Origin of the sequence: Lentzea sp. NPDC059081 (assembly GCF_042738015.1) — a bacterium.
Classification (GTDB): Bacteria; Actinomycetota; Actinomycetes; order Mycobacteriales; family Pseudonocardiaceae; genus Lentzea.
In genome coordinates this window covers 128,398-146,793 of the sequence record NZ_JBHYGW010000012.1, presented here as the reverse complement: position 1 = coordinate 146,793, position 18,396 = coordinate 128,398, and the positions used below count along the sequence as shown (strand labels likewise).

16 protein-coding genes are annotated in these 18,396 nt (G+C 71.3%); 5 read left to right on the top strand and 11 right to left on the bottom strand.

The window, feature by feature from the left end:
- The first annotated feature begins 74 nt into the window (after positions 1 to 74).
- On the top strand, positions 75 to 1,286 hold the full coding sequence (locus ACFWV3_RS25805) for a sensor histidine kinase (protein WP_382414476.1): 1,212 nt from the start codon (positions 75 to 77) through the stop codon (positions 1,284 to 1,286).
- Positions 1,286 to 1,969: a response regulator gene (locus tag ACFWV3_RS25800; RefSeq protein ID WP_382414474.1), complete on the top strand. Its 684-nt coding sequence runs from the start codon at positions 1,286 to 1,288 to the stop codon at positions 1,967 to 1,969. The genes ACFWV3_RS25805 and ACFWV3_RS25800 overlap by 1 nt, the downstream gene beginning before the upstream one ends.
- Here ACFWV3_RS25800 and ACFWV3_RS25795 read toward each other — a convergent pair whose 3' ends face one another.
- The 7 genes from ACFWV3_RS25795 to ACFWV3_RS25765 all read right to left on the bottom strand — a co-directional run bounded on the left by ACFWV3_RS25795 (position 1,970) and on the right by ACFWV3_RS25765 (position 11,092).
- Positions 1,970 to 2,701 (bottom strand): SDR family NAD(P)-dependent oxidoreductase, encoded by a 732-nt coding sequence (locus ACFWV3_RS25795; RefSeq protein ID WP_382414472.1) that lies wholly within the window; start codon positions 2,699 to 2,701, stop codon positions 1,970 to 1,972.
- A complete protein-coding gene (locus ACFWV3_RS25790) occupies positions 2,698 to 3,837 on the bottom strand; it encodes an alpha-hydroxy-acid oxidizing protein (protein ID WP_382414470.1) in 1,140 nt (379 codons plus the stop codon). The genes ACFWV3_RS25795 and ACFWV3_RS25790 overlap by 4 nt, the downstream gene beginning before the upstream one ends.
- A complete protein-coding gene (locus ACFWV3_RS25785) occupies positions 3,834 to 5,201 on the bottom strand; it encodes an acyclic terpene utilization AtuA family protein (RefSeq protein ID WP_382414468.1) in 1,368 nt (455 codons plus the stop codon). Before ACFWV3_RS25785 ends, ACFWV3_RS25790 begins: the two co-directional genes overlap by 4 nt.
- Before the next feature lie 25 nt (positions 5,202 to 5,226).
- The gene (locus ACFWV3_RS25780; RefSeq protein ID WP_382414467.1) at positions 5,227 to 6,945 is read right to left on the bottom strand and encodes an IlvD/Edd family dehydratase; all 1,719 of its coding nucleotides are present in this window, start codon (positions 6,943 to 6,945) and stop codon (positions 5,227 to 5,229) included.
- Positions 6,938 to 8,080 (bottom strand): carboxymuconolactone decarboxylase family protein, encoded by a 1,143-nt coding sequence (locus ACFWV3_RS25775; RefSeq protein ID WP_382414465.1) that lies wholly within the window; start codon positions 8,078 to 8,080, stop codon positions 6,938 to 6,940. The genes ACFWV3_RS25780 and ACFWV3_RS25775 overlap by 8 nt, the downstream gene beginning before the upstream one ends.
- Positions 8,081 to 8,153: 73 nt before the next feature.
- The gene (locus tag ACFWV3_RS25770; protein ID WP_382414463.1) at positions 8,154 to 9,707 is read right to left on the bottom strand and encodes an acetolactate synthase large subunit; all 1,554 of its coding nucleotides are present in this window, start codon (positions 9,705 to 9,707) and stop codon (positions 8,154 to 8,156) included.
- The gene (locus tag ACFWV3_RS25765) at positions 9,704 to 11,092 is read right to left on the bottom strand and encodes an FAD-binding oxidoreductase (protein ID WP_382414461.1); all 1,389 of its coding nucleotides are present in this window, start codon (positions 11,090 to 11,092) and stop codon (positions 9,704 to 9,706) included. Before ACFWV3_RS25765 ends, ACFWV3_RS25770 begins: the two co-directional genes overlap by 4 nt.
- Before the next feature lie 388 nt (positions 11,093 to 11,480).
- On the opposite strand from ACFWV3_RS25765, the gene ACFWV3_RS25760 reads away from it, so the two are divergent.
- On the top strand, positions 11,481 to 11,837 hold the full coding sequence (locus tag ACFWV3_RS25760; RefSeq protein WP_382414459.1) for a YciI family protein: 357 nt from the start codon (positions 11,481 to 11,483) through the stop codon (positions 11,835 to 11,837).
- Positions 11,838 to 11,928: 91 nt separating this feature from the next.
- Here the strand turns inward: ACFWV3_RS25760 and ACFWV3_RS25755 are convergent, their stop codons facing one another.
- Entirely contained in the window at positions 11,929 to 12,507 is a 579-nt protein-coding gene (locus ACFWV3_RS25755) for a helix-turn-helix domain-containing protein (protein WP_382414457.1), read from the bottom strand.
- 47 nt (positions 12,508 to 12,554) lie between these two features.
- Between ACFWV3_RS25755 and ACFWV3_RS25750 the strand changes: the two genes are divergently transcribed.
- Both ACFWV3_RS25750 and ACFWV3_RS25745 read left to right on the top strand, forming a co-directional pair.
- A complete protein-coding gene (locus ACFWV3_RS25750) occupies positions 12,555 to 13,358 on the top strand; it encodes a class I SAM-dependent methyltransferase (protein WP_382414455.1) in 804 nt (267 codons plus the stop codon).
- Between the two features lie 233 nt (positions 13,359 to 13,591).
- Positions 13,592 to 14,770: a serine hydrolase domain-containing protein gene (locus ACFWV3_RS25745; protein ID WP_382414453.1), complete on the top strand. Its 1,179-nt coding sequence runs from the start codon at positions 13,592 to 13,594 to the stop codon at positions 14,768 to 14,770.
- 48 nt (positions 14,771 to 14,818) lie between these two features.
- On the opposite strand, the gene ACFWV3_RS25740 is transcribed toward ACFWV3_RS25745, so the two are convergent.
- From ACFWV3_RS25740 to ACFWV3_RS25730, 3 genes are read right to left on the bottom strand one after another with little or no spacing between them, the layout of a single operon-like run.
- Complete coding sequence (locus tag ACFWV3_RS25740; protein ID WP_382414451.1) at positions 14,819 to 16,987, bottom strand: xanthine dehydrogenase family protein molybdopterin-binding subunit; 2,169 nt, start codon at positions 16,985 to 16,987, stop codon at positions 14,819 to 14,821.
- Positions 16,984 to 17,946: an FAD binding domain-containing protein gene (locus ACFWV3_RS25735; RefSeq protein WP_382414449.1), complete on the bottom strand. Its 963-nt coding sequence runs from the start codon at positions 17,944 to 17,946 to the stop codon at positions 16,984 to 16,986. The genes ACFWV3_RS25740 and ACFWV3_RS25735 overlap by 4 nt, the downstream gene beginning before the upstream one ends.
- Positions 17,933 to 18,385, bottom strand: a complete 453-nt coding sequence (locus ACFWV3_RS25730; protein WP_382414447.1) for a (2Fe-2S)-binding protein — start codon at positions 18,383 to 18,385, stop codon at positions 17,933 to 17,935. The genes ACFWV3_RS25735 and ACFWV3_RS25730 overlap by 14 nt, the downstream gene beginning before the upstream one ends.
- Between the last annotated feature and the right edge of the window lie 11 nt (positions 18,386 to 18,396).

Genomic DNA, 18,396 nt, shown 5'->3' with positions numbered 1-18,396 from the left:
CCCGCCCTCCCCACGGGTGCCGGGTCCCCTGGTCGGGGGACTCGCTGGAGGTTTCGGCGAGGATAATTACGCGCGTGACCACAGTGGACGACTCCCGGACGGCGGTGCCGCCGACGCGCGGGATGCGCTCGTTCGGACGGCAGGCGCTCCTCATCGCGCTCGCCTGCCTCGTGGTCGACACCGTGGTGTTCGCGGTCGCGACCCCGGAGCTGTCCCCCGCCGTGCGGATCGGTGCCTTCGTCGTCATCGTGTGCGTGGACGCCGTGCTGGCGCTGCCTCCCCGGTACTCCGGGTGGGTGACGGTGGTGCACGCGGTCGCCGCGGTGGGTCTGGCACTGGTGCTCCACGGCACCTCGAACCCCGACATGGACCTGGTGGGTGGCGTGATCGCGGCCTACCGCGCCGGCGCGTGGATGCACGGCCGGTGGAGCGTCGCGGCAGTCGCCGGGCTGGCGGCGGGCGCGGTGCTGTCGCAGGCGGTGGCGGACCCCGCGAACGTGCTCGCGATGGTCACGGAGATGATGAAGGACGCGTTCATCCCGTGGATGGTGGGCCGGTACACGTCGGCTCGCCGCGCCCACATCTCCGAGCTCCGGCACAACCGGGAGAAGGAGCTGCGCGAGGCCACCGAGGAGGTGGACAACGCGGTCCGCCGGGTCCGCACCTCGATCGCGCGCGACCTGCACGACGTCATCTCCCACCACGTCAGCGCGATCGGCATGCACTCCGGTGCCGCGCGCATCAAGCTCGCCGCGAAGCCGGACTTCGACGACAAGGAGATCATGGACTCGCTGTCGGCGGTCGAGCTGTCGAGGCAGTCGGCGATGTCCGACCTCCGCCGCATGCTCGACCTCCTGCACGGCACCTCGGACTCGGCCAACCAACCGGGTCTCGGCAACCTCGACGAGCTGTTCGACGGCGTGCGCCGGTCCGGCCTCGCCACGCGGTTCCGGGTCAGCGGCGCACCGCGGTGGCTGCCGGGATCGCTCGACATCGCCCTGTACCGCATCACCCAGGAGATGCTCACCAACGCCCTGCGCTACGGCGACGGATCCACTGTGGACGTCGAGCTCGACTTCGGCGAGACCCGCGTCGAACTGCTGGCCCGCAACGGCATCGGACCGTCGGCCGCGCGCCCGTCGACCGGACGCGGCCTCGCCGGGATCCGCAGCCGCGCGGCGCTGTTCGGCGGAACCGTCTCGCACGGGCCCGATCCCGCGGGAGCGAGCTGGGAGACGAAGGTCAGCATGTCCTACGGCGTCTCACCACCAGGAGAAGCACCCTGATGTTCCGCGTTCTCATCGCCGATGACCACGCGACCTTCCGGTCCGGCCTGCGCGCGATCCTCCACACCCAACCGGACTTCGAGTGCATAGCCGAGGTGGCGGACGGACGCGCCGCGGTCGCCGAGACCATCCGGCTGCGCCCGGACCTCGCGATCCTCGACGTCCAGATGCCCAAGTTCGACGGACTGGCCGCGGCCGCCGAGATCATCGCGTCGGGCCTGACCGGAGTGCGCATGCTCATGCTGACGACCTACGACAGCGACGAGTACCTGCACCGCGCCCTGACGGCCGGCGTGCACGGCTTCGTCCTCAAGAGCCTGCCTCCCGAAGAGCTGATCGCCGCCGTCAGGGCAGCCGCCCGAGGCGACGCGTACGTCGACCCGTCGGTCGTCCAACGGCTCAGGCCGCGCATCGCCGACGCGCTGGCCCCGGCCGACGACGAGGCGAAGGAGCTGCCACCGGGCATGGCCCGGCTGACGGCACGCGAGCACGAGGTCTTCCTGCTGCTCGCGGAGGGTTTCACCAACCCGGAGATCGGGCTGCGCCTGTACATCGGCGACGAGACGGTCAAGACGCACGTCTCGCGGATCCTGACGAAGCTGAAGCTGCGGGACCGGGTGCACGCCGTCCGCTACGCCTACCGCCACGGCATCGTCCAGGCCGGCGACGAACAGGACCTCTAGTCACCAGCCGGGTGACTCGTCGGTCCCCGGTCCGCGGAACTGCCCGGTCATCGTGCCCGGCGCCAGCGTCGCCAGGTGGACCGGAGCGACCGCGCCGTCGGCGAGAGTCCTGTCGCCACGCCACGGAGTCGCCGCGTTGATGTCGGTCGGCACCCGGCCGGGCGTGGCCGCGTTGACCTGGATGCCGTCCTCCCGCAACGCCTCGGCGTACAGCAGCGTGAGCACGTTGAGCGCCGCCTTCGACGAGCTGTACGCGAGCGCGCCGCGGCTGCGTTGCCGGCTGTCCGGTGTGCTCAGGGCGGTCAGCGAACCGAGGCGGCTCGACATGTTCACGATCCGGCCGTTCTCCGATTTCCGCAGCAACGGGACGCACGCCGAGGTCACGGTCACCACGCCGAGCACGTTGACCTCGTAGGTCGCCCGCAGCTGGTCCGCCGTGATGGCGAGGACCTCCGTGCCGATCTCCCCCGCGATGCCCGCGTTGTTGACCAGCACGTCGAGGCGGCCGCACTCGGCGCCGATCGTGCGGACGGCGTCGTCGACGGACACCGGGTCCGTGACGTCGAGGCGGACGAACCGCACGTCGCCGGTGCCGATCGCGGCCACCGCCTCCCGGCCGCGGGTCTCGTCCCGCGCGCCGAGGTAGACCGTCATCCCGCGCTCGGCCAGCTGCCGGGCGATCTCGTGGCCGAGTCCCTTGTTCGCGCCGGTCACCAGAGCGATCTCGCTCATGCCGCCCTCCTCGTGTTGGCCCGCACCGCCGCGAAGTCGGGGTATCCGTTCACGGCCATCAGGAGGTCCGCCTCGGCGAGCACGGACCTCAGCAGGTGGACAAGTCCCGGCACCCCGCCCAGCGCCAGGCCGTGGACGTACGGGCGGCCGATCCCGACCATCGTGGCGCCGAGCCCGATCGCCTTGACGACGTCGGTCCCGCTGCGCACCCCGGAGTCGAACAGCACCGGCACGTCGCCGCAGGCCTCCGCCACGGCGGGCAGCAGCTCGAGCGCGCTGAGACCGCCGTTGGCCTGCCGGCCGCCGTGGTTCGAGCAGTAGATGCCGTCGACCCCGGCGTCGATGGCGCGGCGGGCGTCGTCCGGGTGGCAGATCCCCTTCAGGACGATCGGCAGCTCCGTCAACGACCGCAACCAGCCCAGGTCGTTCCAGGACAACGGGTTTCCGAAGACGCTCGCCCAGGTGCGGACGACGTCGCCGCCCTCGGCGAGACGGCGGAACACGGGATCGCTGGTGTAGTTCGCCAGCGCGTGCCCGCGCAGCTGCGGGAAGCTGCCGCTGGTGAGGTCGCGCGGCCGCCAGCCGGGGGTCCAGGTGTCCAGCGTGACGGCGATGCCGCGGTACCCGGCCTTCTCCGCGCGCTGGACGAGGCTGGCCGCCAGGTCGCGGTCCCTCGGGGTGTAGAGCTGGAAGAAGCTCGCCGTCGGGCCGGCGTGCCCGATCACCTCCTCCAGCGGGTCCACCATGAGCGTGGAGAACATCGCGGGCACACCGGTCTGCGCGGCGGCCTGGGCGACCGCGATGTCACCGTGGTCGGTGACCAGCCCGATGACGCCGACCGGTGCCATGAAGATCGGGCCGGGGAAGGTCGTGCCCCACAGGGTGACCGACAGGTCCCGGTGCTCGGCGCCGACCAGCATGCGCGGCACGAGTCCCCACCGCGAGAACACCTCCACGTTGCGGCGCTGGGTCGCCTCGTCCCCGGCGCCGCCGGCGACGTAGGACCGCAACGACGGCGGGAGCACGGCCATCGCCTTGCTCTCCAGGGTCCCGTGGTCCATCGGGAAGTCCGAGATCCTGCCGTTCAGCGCGTCGAAGTAGATCCCGAACTGGTAGTCCGCGAACCGGGCGGTCATGGCCGGGCCTCGATCGTCTCGAAGCGCACGAGCTCCATGGGGTCCTCGACGCTGACGACGTGGTTGAGCGTGAACTGGTAGACCGGCCCGCGGTCGATGTCGCCGGGGGTGAACGCCCAGCCGTAGCTCGGCAGCTCCAGGCCGTCGCGGACGGGCATGTGGAAGAAGTACGGGTCGCAGGCCCTCGCGATCTCGCTCGCCAAGGCCTGGGTCTTGGCGGTGATCACGCCCATCAGCCCGATCTCCAGCGGGACCGAACCCGGTGCGGGCGGCAGTCCGCTCACGCCGTTGTAGCCGTACATCCGCAGCGAGATGTGGAACTCGGACTCGTCCAGGCCCGTCGCCGACTTGGCCCGCTGCGTCAGGACGAACTGCATCCGGTCGTGGAACACCTGCGGCTCGGCCAGCACGTTCGGATCGGTGATACCGACGATCATGATGGTCTGGAACAGGTTCCCCGACGCGCCCTCCAGCTTCATCGTGTACGGGCGCGGGACCCATCTCGACCCGGTGACGCGCACCTTGTGCTCGGTGAGCTGGACGTACTCGCAGTCGGTGAGGTCGAGCTCGCCGCCGGGTTCCGTGAGGATCCAGGGGTTCTTGTTCTCGTAGAGCGAGTGGATCGAGATACCCCTCGTCAACGCCTTGAACTGCGGGTCGACCGGCTCGACGTCGAACCCGTCCTCGTGGATGTCGATCAACACACCACGCTGACCCGTGGCCGCCGTGGTCGACTGCGCACCACATTCGGAGATCTTGCCCGCGTGCCAGGAAGGTCCCGCGGGTGCGCCCTTCCACAACGCGTAGGCCGCGATCACCGCCGGATCCGACGAACGTCCCCCGATGATGATGTCCGCACCCGCGTCCAGTGCGGCGAAATACGGCTCAGGCCCCATCAACGCGACGATGTGCAGACTGGTGTCGATCGTCTCCTCGTCGAGGTCGCCGAGCGGCGGCAGCGCGGTGATCTTGCCGTCCGCGAGCTTCTCCTTGATCACCTGAGGCGACTGCTCCGAGTACAGCAGGGCGATCTTCGGCGTGTATCCGCGCTCCGCGGCGACCTCCAGCACGACGTCGCGCGTCCAGTCGACGTTCAGGTCACCGCCGGCCTGACCGGCGGTGCCGATCAGAAAAGGGATCCCCGCCTCCTGCTGCAACCCCATCAGCAGCTCCAGGTCCTTCTTGACCGAGCCGCGGTCGTTCTTGGACGTCCCCTTGGCGAGATAGGCCGCGCCGCTGTCCGTCGACCCCGCGTCCACCGCGATCGCGTGAGGCCTCGCGGCCACCGCGTGGTCGATCTCCTCCGGGAAGATCCCGACCCCCAGCGAACCCTGGGGCACGTAGATCCTGATCGGTTCGCTCATCGCTCTCGTCCCTCTCCGTGGCGGGTCAGTGCTGGTTGGGCGGGACGTCGCTGCCGGTCCGGCCGACGAGGAAGTCCAGGTCGCACCCGTCGTGCGCCTGGTTCACGGTGTCGACGTAGAGCTTCGCGTAGCCCCGCTTCGCCTTCGGCTCGGGAACCTCCCGCGCGTCGAGGCGTTCCCGCAGCTCCACATCGGACACGAGCAGGTCGAGCCTGCGCGCGGCCACGTCCAGCTCGATCAGGTCGCCGTCGCGGACCACGTCGAGCACCCCGCCGGCGGCCGCCTCCGGTGACACGTGCAGGACGACGGCACCGAACGAGGTCCCGCTCATCCGCGCGTCCGAGACGCGCACCATGTCCCGGACGCCCTGGGCCAGGAGCTTCGCCGGGATCGGCATCATCCCCAGCTCCGGCATGCCGGGAAAACCTTGGGGGCCGCAGTTCTTCAGCACCATCACCGAGTCCGCGTCGATCTCCAGCGCGGGGTCGTCGACCCGCGCGTTCAGGTCGTCCTGGTTCTCGAACACCACGGCCCGCCCGCGGTGCTTGAGCAGTCGTGGCTCGGCGGCGGACGGCTTGATGACAGCGCCTTCCGGGCACAGGTTGCCGCGCAGCACGGCGATGCCCGAGTGCGACATGTACGGCTCGGCCACGCTGGAGATCACGTCGCGGTTGTGGCACACGGCACCGGCGTTGGTCTCCGCGAGGGTCTTCCCGCCGGCGGTCAGCGCGTCGCCGTGCAGCAGGCCCGCCTCGCACAGGTCGCGGAGGACCACCGGCAGCCCGCCGGCCTCGTGGAAGTCCTGCATCAGGTACCTGCCGGACGGCTGGATGTTCAGCAGCGTCGGGACGTCCCTGCCGATCTCGTGCCAGTCCTCGATGGACAGCGGAACCTCGGCCCTGCGCGCCATCGCGGTCAGGTGGATCACCGCGTTGGTCGACCCGCCGATCGCGGCGTTGACCTTGATGGCGTTCTCGAACGCCTCACGGGTCATCAGCTTGTCGAGCGTGAGCCCTTCCCGGACCATGCCGACGATGCGCCGCCCGACCATGCGTGCGAGCACCTTGCGCCGTGCGTCGACGGCCGGGATCGCGGCGTTGTCCGGCAGGCCGATGCCCATCGCCTCCACCAGTGCCGCCATCGTCGACCCGGTGCCCATGACGTTGCAGACGCCGACCGTGCGGTTGAGGCAGGACTCCGCCTCCTCGACGTCCGCGACGGTCGCCCGGCCCGCGCGCAGGTCCGCCGCGAGGGTCCAGGCGTCCTTGATGCCGAAGGGCTTGCCGCGGAAGCTGCCGTTGAGCATCGGTCCGGCCGACAGCCCGATCGTCGGCAGGTTCACGCTGGCGGCGCCCATGAGCAGCCCGGGGGTCGTCTTGTCGCACCCCATCATGAGCACCACGCCGTCGAGCGGGTTGGCGCGCAGGGTCTCCTCGACGTCCATGCTGCACAGGTTGCGCAGCAACATCGCGGTGGGCCGGGTCAGCGTCTCCCCCGTCGAGATGACGGGGAACTCCATCGGCACGCCGCCCGCTTCCAGCACGCCCTCGCGCACGTGCTGGGCCAGCTCGCGGAAGTGGGAGTTGCACGAGGTCAGCTCGGACCAGGTGTTGCAGATGCCGATGACCGGCCGTCCGTCGAAGTGGTCCACCGGGACGCCGCGGCTGCGCACCCAGCTGCGGTGCGTGAAACCCTTGGCCCCCTTGCCTCCGAACCAGTCCTGCGACCGGAACTGCTCAGCCACGGGAGACCCCTTCCCGGAACCGGTCGAGCTCGGGCAGATAGCCCACCGAGCCCTCTTCCAGGGTGGTGCCGAAGACGCGTGCGACGCACGACTGCAGGACGTAGAGGCCGTAGACGAGGATAAGATCGGTGACGCCCTCGGTGCCGAACTCGTCGAACCGGTGCCAGTTCTCGTCCGAGATCCTGTTGTGGAAGAACATCTCGTCCACGGTCCGCACGACGACCCGGTCGAAGTCCAGCAGCAGCGGGCTGTCCGGTCCTTCCGCGACACCGGCCAGGTCGTCGTCCGTGACCCCCAGCTTCAGGCACGCCTTGCGGTGCTGCGACCAGAGGTACTCGCTGTCACACAGCCACACCGTCCGCATGCACGCCAGCTGCCACACCCGCGGCGGCAGGCACGTGTCGTCGATCGCCCGCTTCCCGAACGGCGCCAACGCCCCGAGGAACTCCGGGTAGTTGATCATCGCCTTCTGCAGCTTCGACGTGCTCGGCTTGCCGCGGCGCCCCATCCGGTTCGCCTGCTCCACCTGCCGCGGACCCAGGTGCGCGTAGTCGGCCTCGAAGACCCTCTTGGTCAGGACCCGGGGCGACGCGACGAGCTTCCGTTCGGGGGCACCCGGTCCGTCCCAGCCGACGAGTCCCTCCTCGAGCTGCACACCCATGCTGCTGACCGCGGCCGCCAGCGACACGAAGAAGCCGTAGGTCGTGATGAGGTCCATGACCGCGTTCGGGCCGAGCTGCCCGATCCGGTACCACTTCTCGTCCGACAGGTTGTGCGTCTCGTGCAGCTCGTCGATCGCCTCGACGACGTGCTTCGCCATTCCGTCGAGGTCGGTGGAGGTGATTTCCGGGTGTTGCGCGCGGATGTGCGCCCACAGGTATTCGCTGCCGCACAACCAGGCCGTGCGCGCGGACGCGAGCGCGGCCAGGCTCGGCGGCAGGTCGCTGGTCAGCGTGACTCGCGTGCCGATCCGGCCGAGCGACCGGGCGAACTCCGGGTAGTGGAGGAAGGTCCTCATCATCGAGGAGGTGCCGCTCTCCCCGTAGGGGCCCATCTTGACGCGCACGGTCTCCTGACGTCCGGTGAGGGCGTCCAGGTCGACCGGCGGAACACGCATCGGGTACTGCGGACTCATGGTTTCTCCGGGAAGGGGCGGGAGACGGGCCTCGCCGAGGTCCCGTCGGGTGGTCATCGACCTCGCGGCGGTGTCAGAACACCGGCGGGACGAGGGCGTCGATCAGGTGCGGGCCCGGCTCGGCCAGGGCACGCCGGAACTGCTCGGCCAGCTCCTCGGCGGTGGTCGCGCGGGAGGCGGGAACGCCCATCCCCTCGGCGATCCTCACGAAGTCCAGGTCCGGCCGGGAGAGGTCGAGCAGGTCGTTCGCCTTGGGGCCACTGCCCTGCGCGCCGACGCGCTGCAGCTCCATCCGCAGGATCGCGTAGGCGCGGTTGTTCAGCAGCACGGTGGTGACGTTCAGGTTCTCCCTGGCCTGCGTCCAGAGCGCCGACATCGTGTACACGGCGCTGCCGTCGGCCTGCAGGTTGACCACGGGCCGGTCGGGCGCGGCGATGGCGGCACCGGTCGCGACGGGCATGCCGTAGCCGATGGCCCCGCCGGTCAATGTCAGCACGTCGTGCCGTGGCGCGCCTGCGGTCGCGGCCGGCAGCAGCAGACCGGAGGTGTTGGCCTCGTCGGCGATGATCGCGCGCTCGGGCAGGAGCGCGCCGATCACCTCGGCCCAGTTCTGCGGCGTCAGCGGCCCGGACGGCAGCGCGGGCCGTTCCGCCTGCCGCAGCACGGGTTCCGCGCCGGACGCGACCAGGTCCGCGAGGTCCTCCAGCGCACGCGGGACGTCCTGACCGGGGTCGGCCAGCACGTGGACCCGCGCGCCGTCCGGCACCAGGTCGCTCGGCTTGCCGGGGTAGGCGAAGAACGACACGGGCGGCCGCGTCCCGGCGACGACCACGTGCCGGATCCCGTCCAGCTGGTAGGCGACCTGTTCGGCGAGGTAGCCGAGCCGGTCGACCGCCGGCAGGCCCGCACCGCGTTCGAGCCGGGCCGGGAACGTCTCGGCGAACACCTTCGCCCCGGTGCCGACAGCGATCCGTGAGGCTGCGCGGAGACCGGCCTCACGGCACGCACTGCCGCCGATGAGCAACGCCACCGGTTCACCGCTGGTCAACACCTCCGCCACGGCCTTCACCGCGCTCGCGTTCACGACCTGGGGAGCGCTGGGCGGGACGGGCGCACCGGCCACTCCGCCCTCACCCCAGGACGCGTCGGCCGGGAGGATCAGCGTCGCGACCTGTCCGGGCGCGGACCGGGCGGCCGCCACCGCGGCGGCGGCGTCGGCACCGACGTCCTCCGGGCGCTCGGACCGGTGGACCCAGCCTTCGAGAGACCCGGCGACCGCCTCGACGTCCGAGTCGAGCGGGGCGTCGAACGCCTTGTGGTAGGTCGCGTGGTCGCCGATGACGTTGACGACCGGGGTGTGCGCGCGGCGCGCGTTGTGCAGGTTCGCGAGCCCGTTGCCGAGTCCGGGACCGAGGTGCAGCAGCGTCGCGGCCGGTTTGCCGGCGATCCGCGCGTACCCGTCCGCCGCTCCGGTGACCACGCCCTCGAACAGGCCGAGCACGCCCCGCATCCCCGGCTCGTCGTCGAGCGCGGCCACGAAGTGCATCTCGGAGGTGCCGGGGTTGGCGAAGCACACGTCCACCCCGGCGTCGACGAGCGTGCGGATCAGGGACTGCGCGCCGTTCACGAGGCGTCCTCCTCGGGGATGAGCACGCCGGGGTTGAGGATCCCGGCCGGGTCGAAGCTCGCCTTGAGCCGGCGCAGCAGCGCGATCTTCGCCGGGTCCTCCAGGTCGAGGAAGTACGCGGACTTGGCCCTGCCGATGCCGTGCTCGCCGGAGATCGCGCCGCCGAGCTCGACGCCGAACGCGAAGATCTCGGTCAGCAACGCCTTGCGTTCATCCGGGTCCGGGCAGAAGACGCCGAGGTGCACGTTGCCGTCCCCGGCGTGCCCGCACCCGGCGACGCGCGCGTCCCGCTTGCGGGCGATCTCCTGCGTCCCGCGCAGGAACTCCGGCATGGAGGCTCGCGGCACCACCACGTCGATGACGTCGTCGACCCCGAACGCCTTCGCGGTCCAGAAGGACTTCTCCCGCGCCTGCACGAGCCGCCGGGCCGCCCCGCCTTCGAGCACGTAGACGTCCAGCGCGCCGAGGTCCGCCAGCAGCCCGCCGAGCTCGTCGACGTCGCCGTGCAGCCGGTCGCCGGCGCGGTTCTCCAGCGCCACCACCAGGTACGCCCGCGCGGACTCGCGGATCTGCTCGGGCACACCGAGGCTGAGCTTCTCGTGCTGGCTGATGGCGGCGAGGGTCACGTCGTCGATGTACTCGAGGACGTGCGGCCCGAGCCCGCTCGCGACGACCTTCGGAACGGCGGTGAGCACCTCGTCGACGGTCCCGAAGGGCGCGAGCACCGTCGCGCCGTGCGGCAGCCGCGGCTGGAGCTTGACGATGACCTCGGTGGCGAGCGCGAGGGTGCCCTCCGACCCGATGATCAGCTGGGTCAGGTCGTAGCCGCTGGAGACCTTGGCGATCCTGCCGCCGGTGCGGATGATCTCCCCGGTCGGCAGCACCGCCTGCAGCCCCACGACGTGGTGCCGCGTGACGCCGTACTTGACCGCGCGCATCCCCCCGGCGTTCGTCCCGACGTTCCCGCCGACGCTGGCGCTGAGCTCACCGGGGTGCACCGGGTAGGTGAGACCGGCGGCCGCGGTCCGTTCGTCCAGTTCGGACAGCGTGACACCGGGCTGGACGACGGCGACGTGGTTCTCGGTGTCGATCTCCAGCACCGCGTTCATCCGCTCGAACGAGATCACCAGCCCGCCCGGTGCCGGCCGGGCGGCACCGGAGAGCCCGGTTCCCGATCCTCGCGCGGTGACCGGGACACCGAGCTCACCGGCGGTTCGGAGGAGGTGCGCGACCTCCTCCGCCGTGGCCGGTCTCGCCACGTGTGCGGGTTGCCTGGCAGTGACCGTCAAGGACTCGTCGTGCCCGTAGTCCGGCGGGACCGCGTCGCCGGAGAGCAGGTTCGCCTCCCCCACGATCTCCGCGAACCGTGCCACGGCAACGCTCATCGTCGCTCCTCTTCGAGTGACCAGGACGGATCTCTTGGCCACCACGGTAGGAACGGCGGCGCACGGGAGTCGTCCCGAAAGTCGGGGACGCCTCTCCCCCGACCAGGGGACGAAGCCGGCGCGTCCCTAGGGCGGCAGTCCACAAGGGAGCGACCGGGCGCGGTCTAGCCGCACTGGAGCGGGGCTTGAGCCCCGTGCCGGGGCAGCCGAAGCCCTGGAGCGAGCATCACCGCAGCTCAGCCCGCGAATCGCGGCCGAGGGCGGTCACCTCGTGACCGAGCGGCTCAAGCGGAACTGGATTTCGTCGTTTGTCGATCCCGACGCCCGCGCTGTACCTCGTAGGGGTGAGGCCGCCAGTGGGGGCGGCCCGCACCGAGAGGTTGACGACGTGGCGAAGTACATGATCCTCATCTACGGCGACACCCAGCAGTGGGCAGCGATGACCGAGGAGCAGTGGCAGGCGCACCACACCGGTCACGGGGCGTTCATGGCCAAGGCCGGCGACCGCCTCCGCGACGGTCAGCAGCTCGACCAGGCCACCGTGACCACGTCGCTGCGCGCGGACGCCGACGGTCAGGTCAGCGCCACCGAGGGCTCGTTCCTGGGGGCCAAGGAGACGCTCGGCGGCTACTACATCGTCGAGACGGCCGACCTGGACGAGGCGCTGGAGCTGGCGCGGCTGCTGCCGGAGCTCAACCACACGCACAGCGGCCTGGAAGTCCGGAAGCTCGCCGAGCGCGGCTGACCGGCCCGCACCACGAGGTCTTCGCGGCGGTGACAGAGGCTCACCGCCGCGACCCGGCCGGGTGAGCCACGCCGGAGTCGCGGCGGCGGGGTCAGGGCGAGGGGTGGAGGTGGCTGCGCTGCCCGTCGCCGTCGAGGATGACGAGGACCTCCGCCGGACCGCCGTGCGCCTTGATCGCGTGCGGGACCATGGTGGAGAACTCGGCGGCCTGGCCGGTCTCGACCCGGATGGCGCGGTCGCCGAGGATGAGCGCGACGGTTCCCGACAGCACGGTGAACCACTCCTTGCCGGGGTGCACTCCGAGCTCGTCGACCCCCGGTCCGCGAGCCTCGTCGGTGATGCGCATCTTGGCGACGGTGACGCCGGCGGGTGCGGATCCCCGACTCAGCAGCCAGGTGGTCAGGCCGCGTTGCTCGTCGCGTTCGGGCCTGATGACCACGTCGTCGTCGTTGATCGTCTCCAGCAGCTGGTCGGCGGAGGTTCCCAGCGCCTTGGCCAGTGAGGCCAGCTGGTCCAGGCTGAGGCGCTGGCGCCCGGTCTCGATGCGGCTGAGGCCGGACGGGCTCAGGTGGGCGCGCTCGGCGAGGTTGTCCAACGACCAGCCCCGTGCCTGCCGCAGACTCCGGATGCGCATGCGGACCGTGGCGTCCAGATCGCCTTCTTGCGTCATATGCAAGAGTGTATGCGTTCGATGCAAGGCCTCGCTACGGTCGAGGCATGAGTCAATCCGAGACCACCGCGATGGCCGAGCTGCTGGAGCTCGACGCCCAGGTGCTCCAGTCCTACCTGGCGGAGCTGGTCGACTGGCTGGGCGACCTGTCCGACGGGGCACCGGCACGCATCGTCGACCTGGGCAGCGGGACCGGGACCGGGACCCTGGCGCTCGCTCAGCGGTTTCCCCGTGCCCATGTCACGGCTGTGGACCTGTCGCCGCAGATGCTCCACCGGCTGACGGAGAAGGCGTCCGCGCTCGGCCTGGCCGGCCGCGTCCGGGGGCTGCGGGCCGATCTCGACCAGGGCTGGCCGCGGACCGGGACCAGCGACCTGGTCTGGGCGGCGTCCTCGTTGCACCACATGGCCGATCCCGGCCGCGTGCTGGCGGGGGCGTTCGACCACCTGCGGCCCGGCGGGCTGCTGGCGGTCACCGAGATGAGCTTCTTCCCGCGCTTCCTGCCCGACGACATCGGCGTGGGACGTCCCGGCCTGGAGGCTCGCGTCCACGCCGCGCTCGACTCCGGGCCGTCCGTCGACTGGTCGCCGCACCTGGAGCGCGCCGGCTTCCGGCTGGAGGCCGCGCGGCCGTTCGCCATCGACCTGCGCGGCTCGCTGCCGCCCGCCACCGCGCGCTACGCGCAGGTGTGCCTGCGAAAGCTGCGCTCCCACCTCGGCCGCGAGTTCGCCGCCGACGACCTGGCCGCGCTCGACGCCGTCCTCGACGACGACAGCCCCCACAGCGTCTTGCGGCGCACCGACCTCACCGTGCGGACCGTCCGCACCACCTGGGCGGCCCGCCGTCCCTGACTCGGACGCCCTCCGGACCGCCAGCGCTCAGAAACAGTGCCCGTCATGTCCCACCCGAACTCGTCCCGCCAGTCCGGCCGCTGGCGCGTCCTCGTGGTCATCTGGTGGTCCGCCGGAATCTTCGGGGCCGGCGCCGTCCTCACCGCCGTCCTCCACCGGCGTCGGGCCACAGCGCCGAGCGCCCGGGAAGCAGTCTCTCCCTCCGCATCCGCCACCACCCAGCGAGAGTCCTCATGACCGAGATCCACGGCTTCGCCGACGAGGGCTTCGGGCCCGTCGCCGACGCTTTCCAGGACAACTTCGACCGCGGCACCGAGACCGGTGCCGCCCTGGCGGTCTACCGCGGCGGCCGGCTGGTCGTCGACCTGCACGCCGGAACCGCCGACGCCACCACCGGCCGGCCCTGGACCACCGGGACGCTCGCCGTCGCGTTCTCCGTCACCAAGGGCCTCATGACTCTGGCCGCGTACCTCGCGCGGCAACGCGGACTCCTCGACTTCGACGCCCCCGTCACGTCCCTGTGGCCGGAGTACGGCGCCCACGGCAAGGAGTGCACCACGATCCGCGACGTGTTCGCCCACCGCGCCGGCGTCGTCGCACTCGACACCGACCTGACGTTCCGGGACATCACCCGCTGGTCACCCGTCGTCGAGGCCGTCGAAGCCCAGCGGCCGCAGTGGGAACCCGGCACCGAGTTCGGCTACCACGCGCTGACGTTCGGCTGGCTCACCGGCGAGATCCTGCGCCGCGCCACCGGACTGCGCCCACACGCACTGCTCGCCGAGTACCTCACCACTCCCCTGGCCGTCGACGCCTGGATCGGCCTCCCCGCCGACCACGAGTCCCGCGTCGCGCGCATCCACCCCGCTCCCGAGGTCACCGACGAGAGCGTGCTCGCCTTCGTGCGGAAGGTGATGGGCATGACGACCTTCGTCAGGTCGGTGACGCTGGGCGGAGCGCTCCCCGCCCGGTTCCTCGACGACGGTCCCGAGGACTTCAACTCACCCGCGCTGCACGCGACGGAGATCCCCGCGGCCAACGGCATCATGTCCGCCACCGCACTCGCCAGGATCTACGCCGCCGCAGTGTCCACTGTGGATGGAGTACCGCGGCTCCTGGACGACAGCAGCATCGCCGACGCGCTGACCCCGCGCTCCACCGGGGAAGGCTGGTCCGGAGTGCTCACGCCGCCGGGAATCCGCTACTCCACCGGGTTCCTGGTCGACGGATTCCCAGGCCGTCCGCTGCTCTCCGGCCGTTCCTTCGGGCACGACGGGGGCAACGGCGGCCTGGGCTTCGCCGACGCCGGCGCCGAGATCGGTTTCGGCTACCTCAACAACCAGCTCGCCAACCCCGTCGACGAGCGGGCCGACCGGCTCACCGCAGCTTTGCGGAAGTCGCTGGGGACATGAGCACGGCCGGCCCGCCGTCGTCGAGGGGTGAGCTGCCACCCGCGCCGCTCAGTCGACCAGCAGGTCCTCGATGGTGATGGGGGTGTGCCGGACCCGGACACCGGTGGCGTTGTAGACCGCGTTGGCCACGGCCGCCGCCGTTCCCACGACGCCGATCTCGCCGAGGCCCTTGGCGCCGACGGCGTTGTGCAGCGTGTCCGGGTAGGACAGGAACTCGACGTCGATCGCCGGGATGTCCGCGTTGACCGGCAGCAGGTAGCCCGCGAAGTCACCGTTGGCCAGGCGGCCGTTCGCGTCGAACTCCATGGCCTCGTGCAGTGCCGCCGAGACACCCCAGATCATGCCGCCGCTGATCTGGCTGCGGGCGGCCTGCTCGTTGATGATCCGGCCGGCGTCGAACACGCCGAGCAGGCGGCTCACCCTCGTCTCCCGCGTCCACCGGTGCACCCGGACCTCGCAGAACTGGGCGCCGAACGAGCTGAACGAGTGCTTGCCGAGCTCCTCGCCGGGGGCGGACGACCCCGTGGCGGACAACGACTCGCGTCCCAGAGCGCTCAGGAGCTCGCCGAACGGCATGTCGCGGCCGCCGCCGACCACCCTGCCGCCCTCGTAGGCCACCGAGACACCGTCGAACGGGGCGCCGGGCGCCGAGGCGAGCCCGAGCAGGTCGTCGATCAGCTGCGCGGCCGTGGTCATGATGGCCGTGCCCGCGCTCGCGGTGGCACTGGAGGCACCGGACAGGCCCCCCGGCGGGTAGGCGGAGTCGCCCAGCCTGGGGGTCACGCGGCCCACCTCGATGTCCAGGGACTCACCGCCGATCCGCGCCAGGACCGTCAGCAGGCCGGTTCCGGGGTCGGCGCCGCTGGTCGAGACCACCGCGGTGCCGTCGGTGCGCAGGGTGATCTCGACCGAGGCCGGGAAGCGCAGCGCGGGGAACAACGCGCTGGCCACGCCCATCCCGACGAGCCAGTCGCCGTCCGTCCGCCCGCCCGGTGCCCGCCGCTCCCAGCCGAACCGGGCCGCGCCGGTGCGGAAGCACTCCTCGAGGTGCTTGCTCGACCACTGCAGGTCGCTGCCGATCGGCGCGGTGGAGTTGTTGCGCAGCCGAAGTTCGATCGGGTCCATGTCCAACGCGACGGCCAGCTCGTCCATCGCGCTCTCCAGCGCGAACGAGCCGGGTCCCTCGCCGGGCGCCCTCATGAACGTCGTCGGCGGCAGCGCCAGCGGCACGATCTTCTGGCTCACCGCCAGGTTCGGCGTGGCGTAGTACTGGCCCGACGTGCCGCGCCCGGTCGACTCGACGAACGAGCGGTCCAGCGCCGTGCTGCACCAGGAGTCGTGCCGCAGCGCGATCAGCTTGCCGTGCTCGTCGGCGCCGAGGGTGAGCTCCTGGACGGTCGAGGCCCTGCCCGCGGTGGCGGTGAAGACCTGTTCCCTGGCCAGCGCGGCCTTCACCGGACGGCCGAGCGCCCGCGCGGCCGCCGCGGCCAGGAAGGCGGGCGCGGACGTGCGTCCCTTGCCGCCGAAGGCACCGCCGACGAACGGGTTCACCGCGTGGACCTGCGCCGGTTCGACGGCCAGCGCACCGGCGAGCTCGGCCGCCTGCATGTTCGAGGCCTGGTTGCCGCTGTGCACGGTCAGGACGCCGTCCTGCCACGCGGCGACAGCGGAGTGCGGTTCCATGGCGGCGTGGTTCTGCGGCGCCGTGTGGTAGGTGGCTGCGACGACCACCGGGCTCGCCGCGAATGCGTCCTCGATGGACTCGACGCCGTCCGCGAGGACCTCCAGCACGGCCGGTTCCCCGTTGCTCGCGGGCGCGTCCTCGGCGTCCGCCATCCCCTCGGCCATCGACGTCGTGGCCGGCAGCACCTCGTAGGTGACGTCCACGAGCATCGCCGCGTCCCTGGCCTGTTCGAAGGTCTCCGCCACCACGAACCCGATCGGCTGGCCGTGGTAGGCGACCTCGTGGTCCTGCAGGGGAACCCACGTCGGACCGATCATCGACATCGGTGTCCGCAGCGCCAGCGGGTCGAACGGTGTGTACACGGCGAGCACACCAGGGGCGCCCTTCGCGGCCGTGACGTCCATCGCCGTGATCCGGCCGCGGGCGATCGTGCTCAGCACGAGGTAGCCGTACACCATGCCGGGGAAGAGGTGGTCGGCCCCGTAGCGGGCCTCGCCGGTGACCTTGAGCGGTGCTTCCAGGCGGCCGATCATCCGAGTTCCCCTTCGGTGAGCTCCAGCAGTGCGCGAACGATCGTGCGCTTGAGCAGCGCACCCTTGAACGCGTTGTGCGCGAGCGGCTTCACGTCCTCGGCCGCTCGGGCGGCGGCCTTCTCGAACGACGCGAGGGAGACCGGCTCGCCCCGCAGCGACTCCTCGACCACGCGCAACCGCCACGGGACGGTGCCGACGCCACCCGCCGCCACGCGGGCGTCGACGATGCGCGAGTCCTGGACGTCCAGCGCGACCGCGGCCGAGCACAGCGCGAACTCGTACGACTGGCGGTCCCGCACCTTCACGTAGGTGGAGCGGGAAGCCCAGTCGGCACGCGGGACGCGCACCTCGGTGATCAGCTCACCGGGACGCAGGTCGTTCTCGACACCGGGGGTGTCGCCGGGCAGGCGGTAGAACTCGGCCAGCGCGACGACGCGGTCACCGTCCTCGCCGGCCAGCGTGATCTCGGCGTCGAGCGCCACCAGCGCGACGGCCAGGTCGCTCGCGTGAGTCGCCACGCAGTGGTCACTGGTGCCGAGGACGGCGTGCATCCGGTTCGCACCGCTGATCGCCGGGCAGCCGCTGCCGGGTTCGCGCTTGTTGCACGGCATGGCGACATCGCGGAAGTAGGTGCAACGGGTGCGCTGCAACAGGTTCCCGCCGATGCTCGCCATATTGCGCAGCTGCTGCGACGCGCTCAGCAGCAGGGCGCGGGAGATCGCCGGGTACACGCCGGGGTGCGCGGCCACGTCGGCCATCCGCTCCAGCGCGCCGACGCGCAGCCCGTCCGAGGTGTCGATGCCCCGCAGCGGGAGGTCGTTGATGTCCAGGACGTGCTGGGGCGTCAGCACGTTCAGCTTCATGAGGTCGACGAGGGTGGTGCCGCCGGCGAGGAACGTGCCGGGCGTGGCGAGCGCCGCGTCGACGGTGGTGGGAGCGGTCAGCTCAAACGGACGCATGTGCGCTCCTCGCCTGTTCGACCGCGGCGACGATGTTCGGGTACGCCGAGCAGCGGCACAGGTTGCCGGACATGAACTCCCGGACGTCGTCGACGTCGTCGCGCACCGCGGCGACCGCCGACAGGATCTGACCCGACGTGCAGAAGCCGCACTGCAACGCGTCCTGGTCGACGAACGCCTGCTGCACCGGGTGCAGGCCGTCCTCGGTCGCCAGCCCCTCCACCGTGGTGACGGGCTGCCGCACGGCGGCGGCGAGGGTGAGGCAGGAGAGGACGGGGCGGCCGCCGACGTGCACCGTGCAGGCGCCGCACTGACCGCGGTCACAGCCCTTCTTGGTGCCGGTCAGGCCGAGCCGCTCGTGCAGCGCGTCCTGCAAGGTGACGCCGGGCTCTACGGTGAGCCGTTCGGTCTTGCCGTTGACTTCTAGTGAGATGTCCACCGGATCTCTAT

Excerpts from the sequence above, each read along its gene's own strand:
- ACFWV3_RS25800 (WP_382414474.1), top strand. The coding sequence starts at position 1,286 with ATGTTCCGCGTTCTCATCGCCGATGACCACGCGACCTTCCGGTCCGGC.
- ACFWV3_RS25795 (WP_382414472.1), bottom strand. The coding sequence starts at position 2,701 with ATGAGCGAGATCGCTCTGGTGACCGGCGCGAACAAGGGACTCGGCCAC.
- ACFWV3_RS25790 (WP_382414470.1), bottom strand. The coding sequence starts at position 3,837 with ATGACCGCCCGGTTCGCGGACTACCAGTTCGGGATCTACTTCGACGCG.
- ACFWV3_RS25785 (WP_382414468.1), bottom strand. The coding sequence starts at position 5,201 with ATGAGCGAACCGATCAGGATCTACGTGCCCCAGGGTTCGCTGGGGGTC.
- ACFWV3_RS25775 (WP_382414465.1), bottom strand. The coding sequence starts at position 8,080 with ATGAGTCCGCAGTACCCGATGCGTGTTCCGCCGGTCGACCTGGACGCC.
- ACFWV3_RS25765 (WP_382414461.1), bottom strand. The coding sequence starts at position 11,092 with ATGAGCGTTGCCGTGGCACGGTTCGCGGAGATCGTGGGGGAGGCGAAC.
- ACFWV3_RS25755 (WP_382414457.1), bottom strand. The coding sequence starts at position 12,507 with ATGACGCAAGAAGGCGATCTGGACGCCACGGTCCGCATGCGCATCCGG.
- ACFWV3_RS25750 (WP_382414455.1), top strand. The coding sequence starts at position 12,555 with ATGAGTCAATCCGAGACCACCGCGATGGCCGAGCTGCTGGAGCTCGAC.
- ACFWV3_RS25745 (WP_382414453.1), top strand. The coding sequence starts at position 13,592 with ATGACCGAGATCCACGGCTTCGCCGACGAGGGCTTCGGGCCCGTCGCC.
- ACFWV3_RS25740 (WP_382414451.1), bottom strand. The coding sequence starts at position 16,987 with ATGATCGGCCGCCTGGAAGCACCGCTCAAGGTCACCGGCGAGGCCCGC.
- ACFWV3_RS25735 (WP_382414449.1), bottom strand. The coding sequence starts at position 17,946 with ATGCGTCCGTTTGAGCTGACCGCTCCCACCACCGTCGACGCGGCGCTC.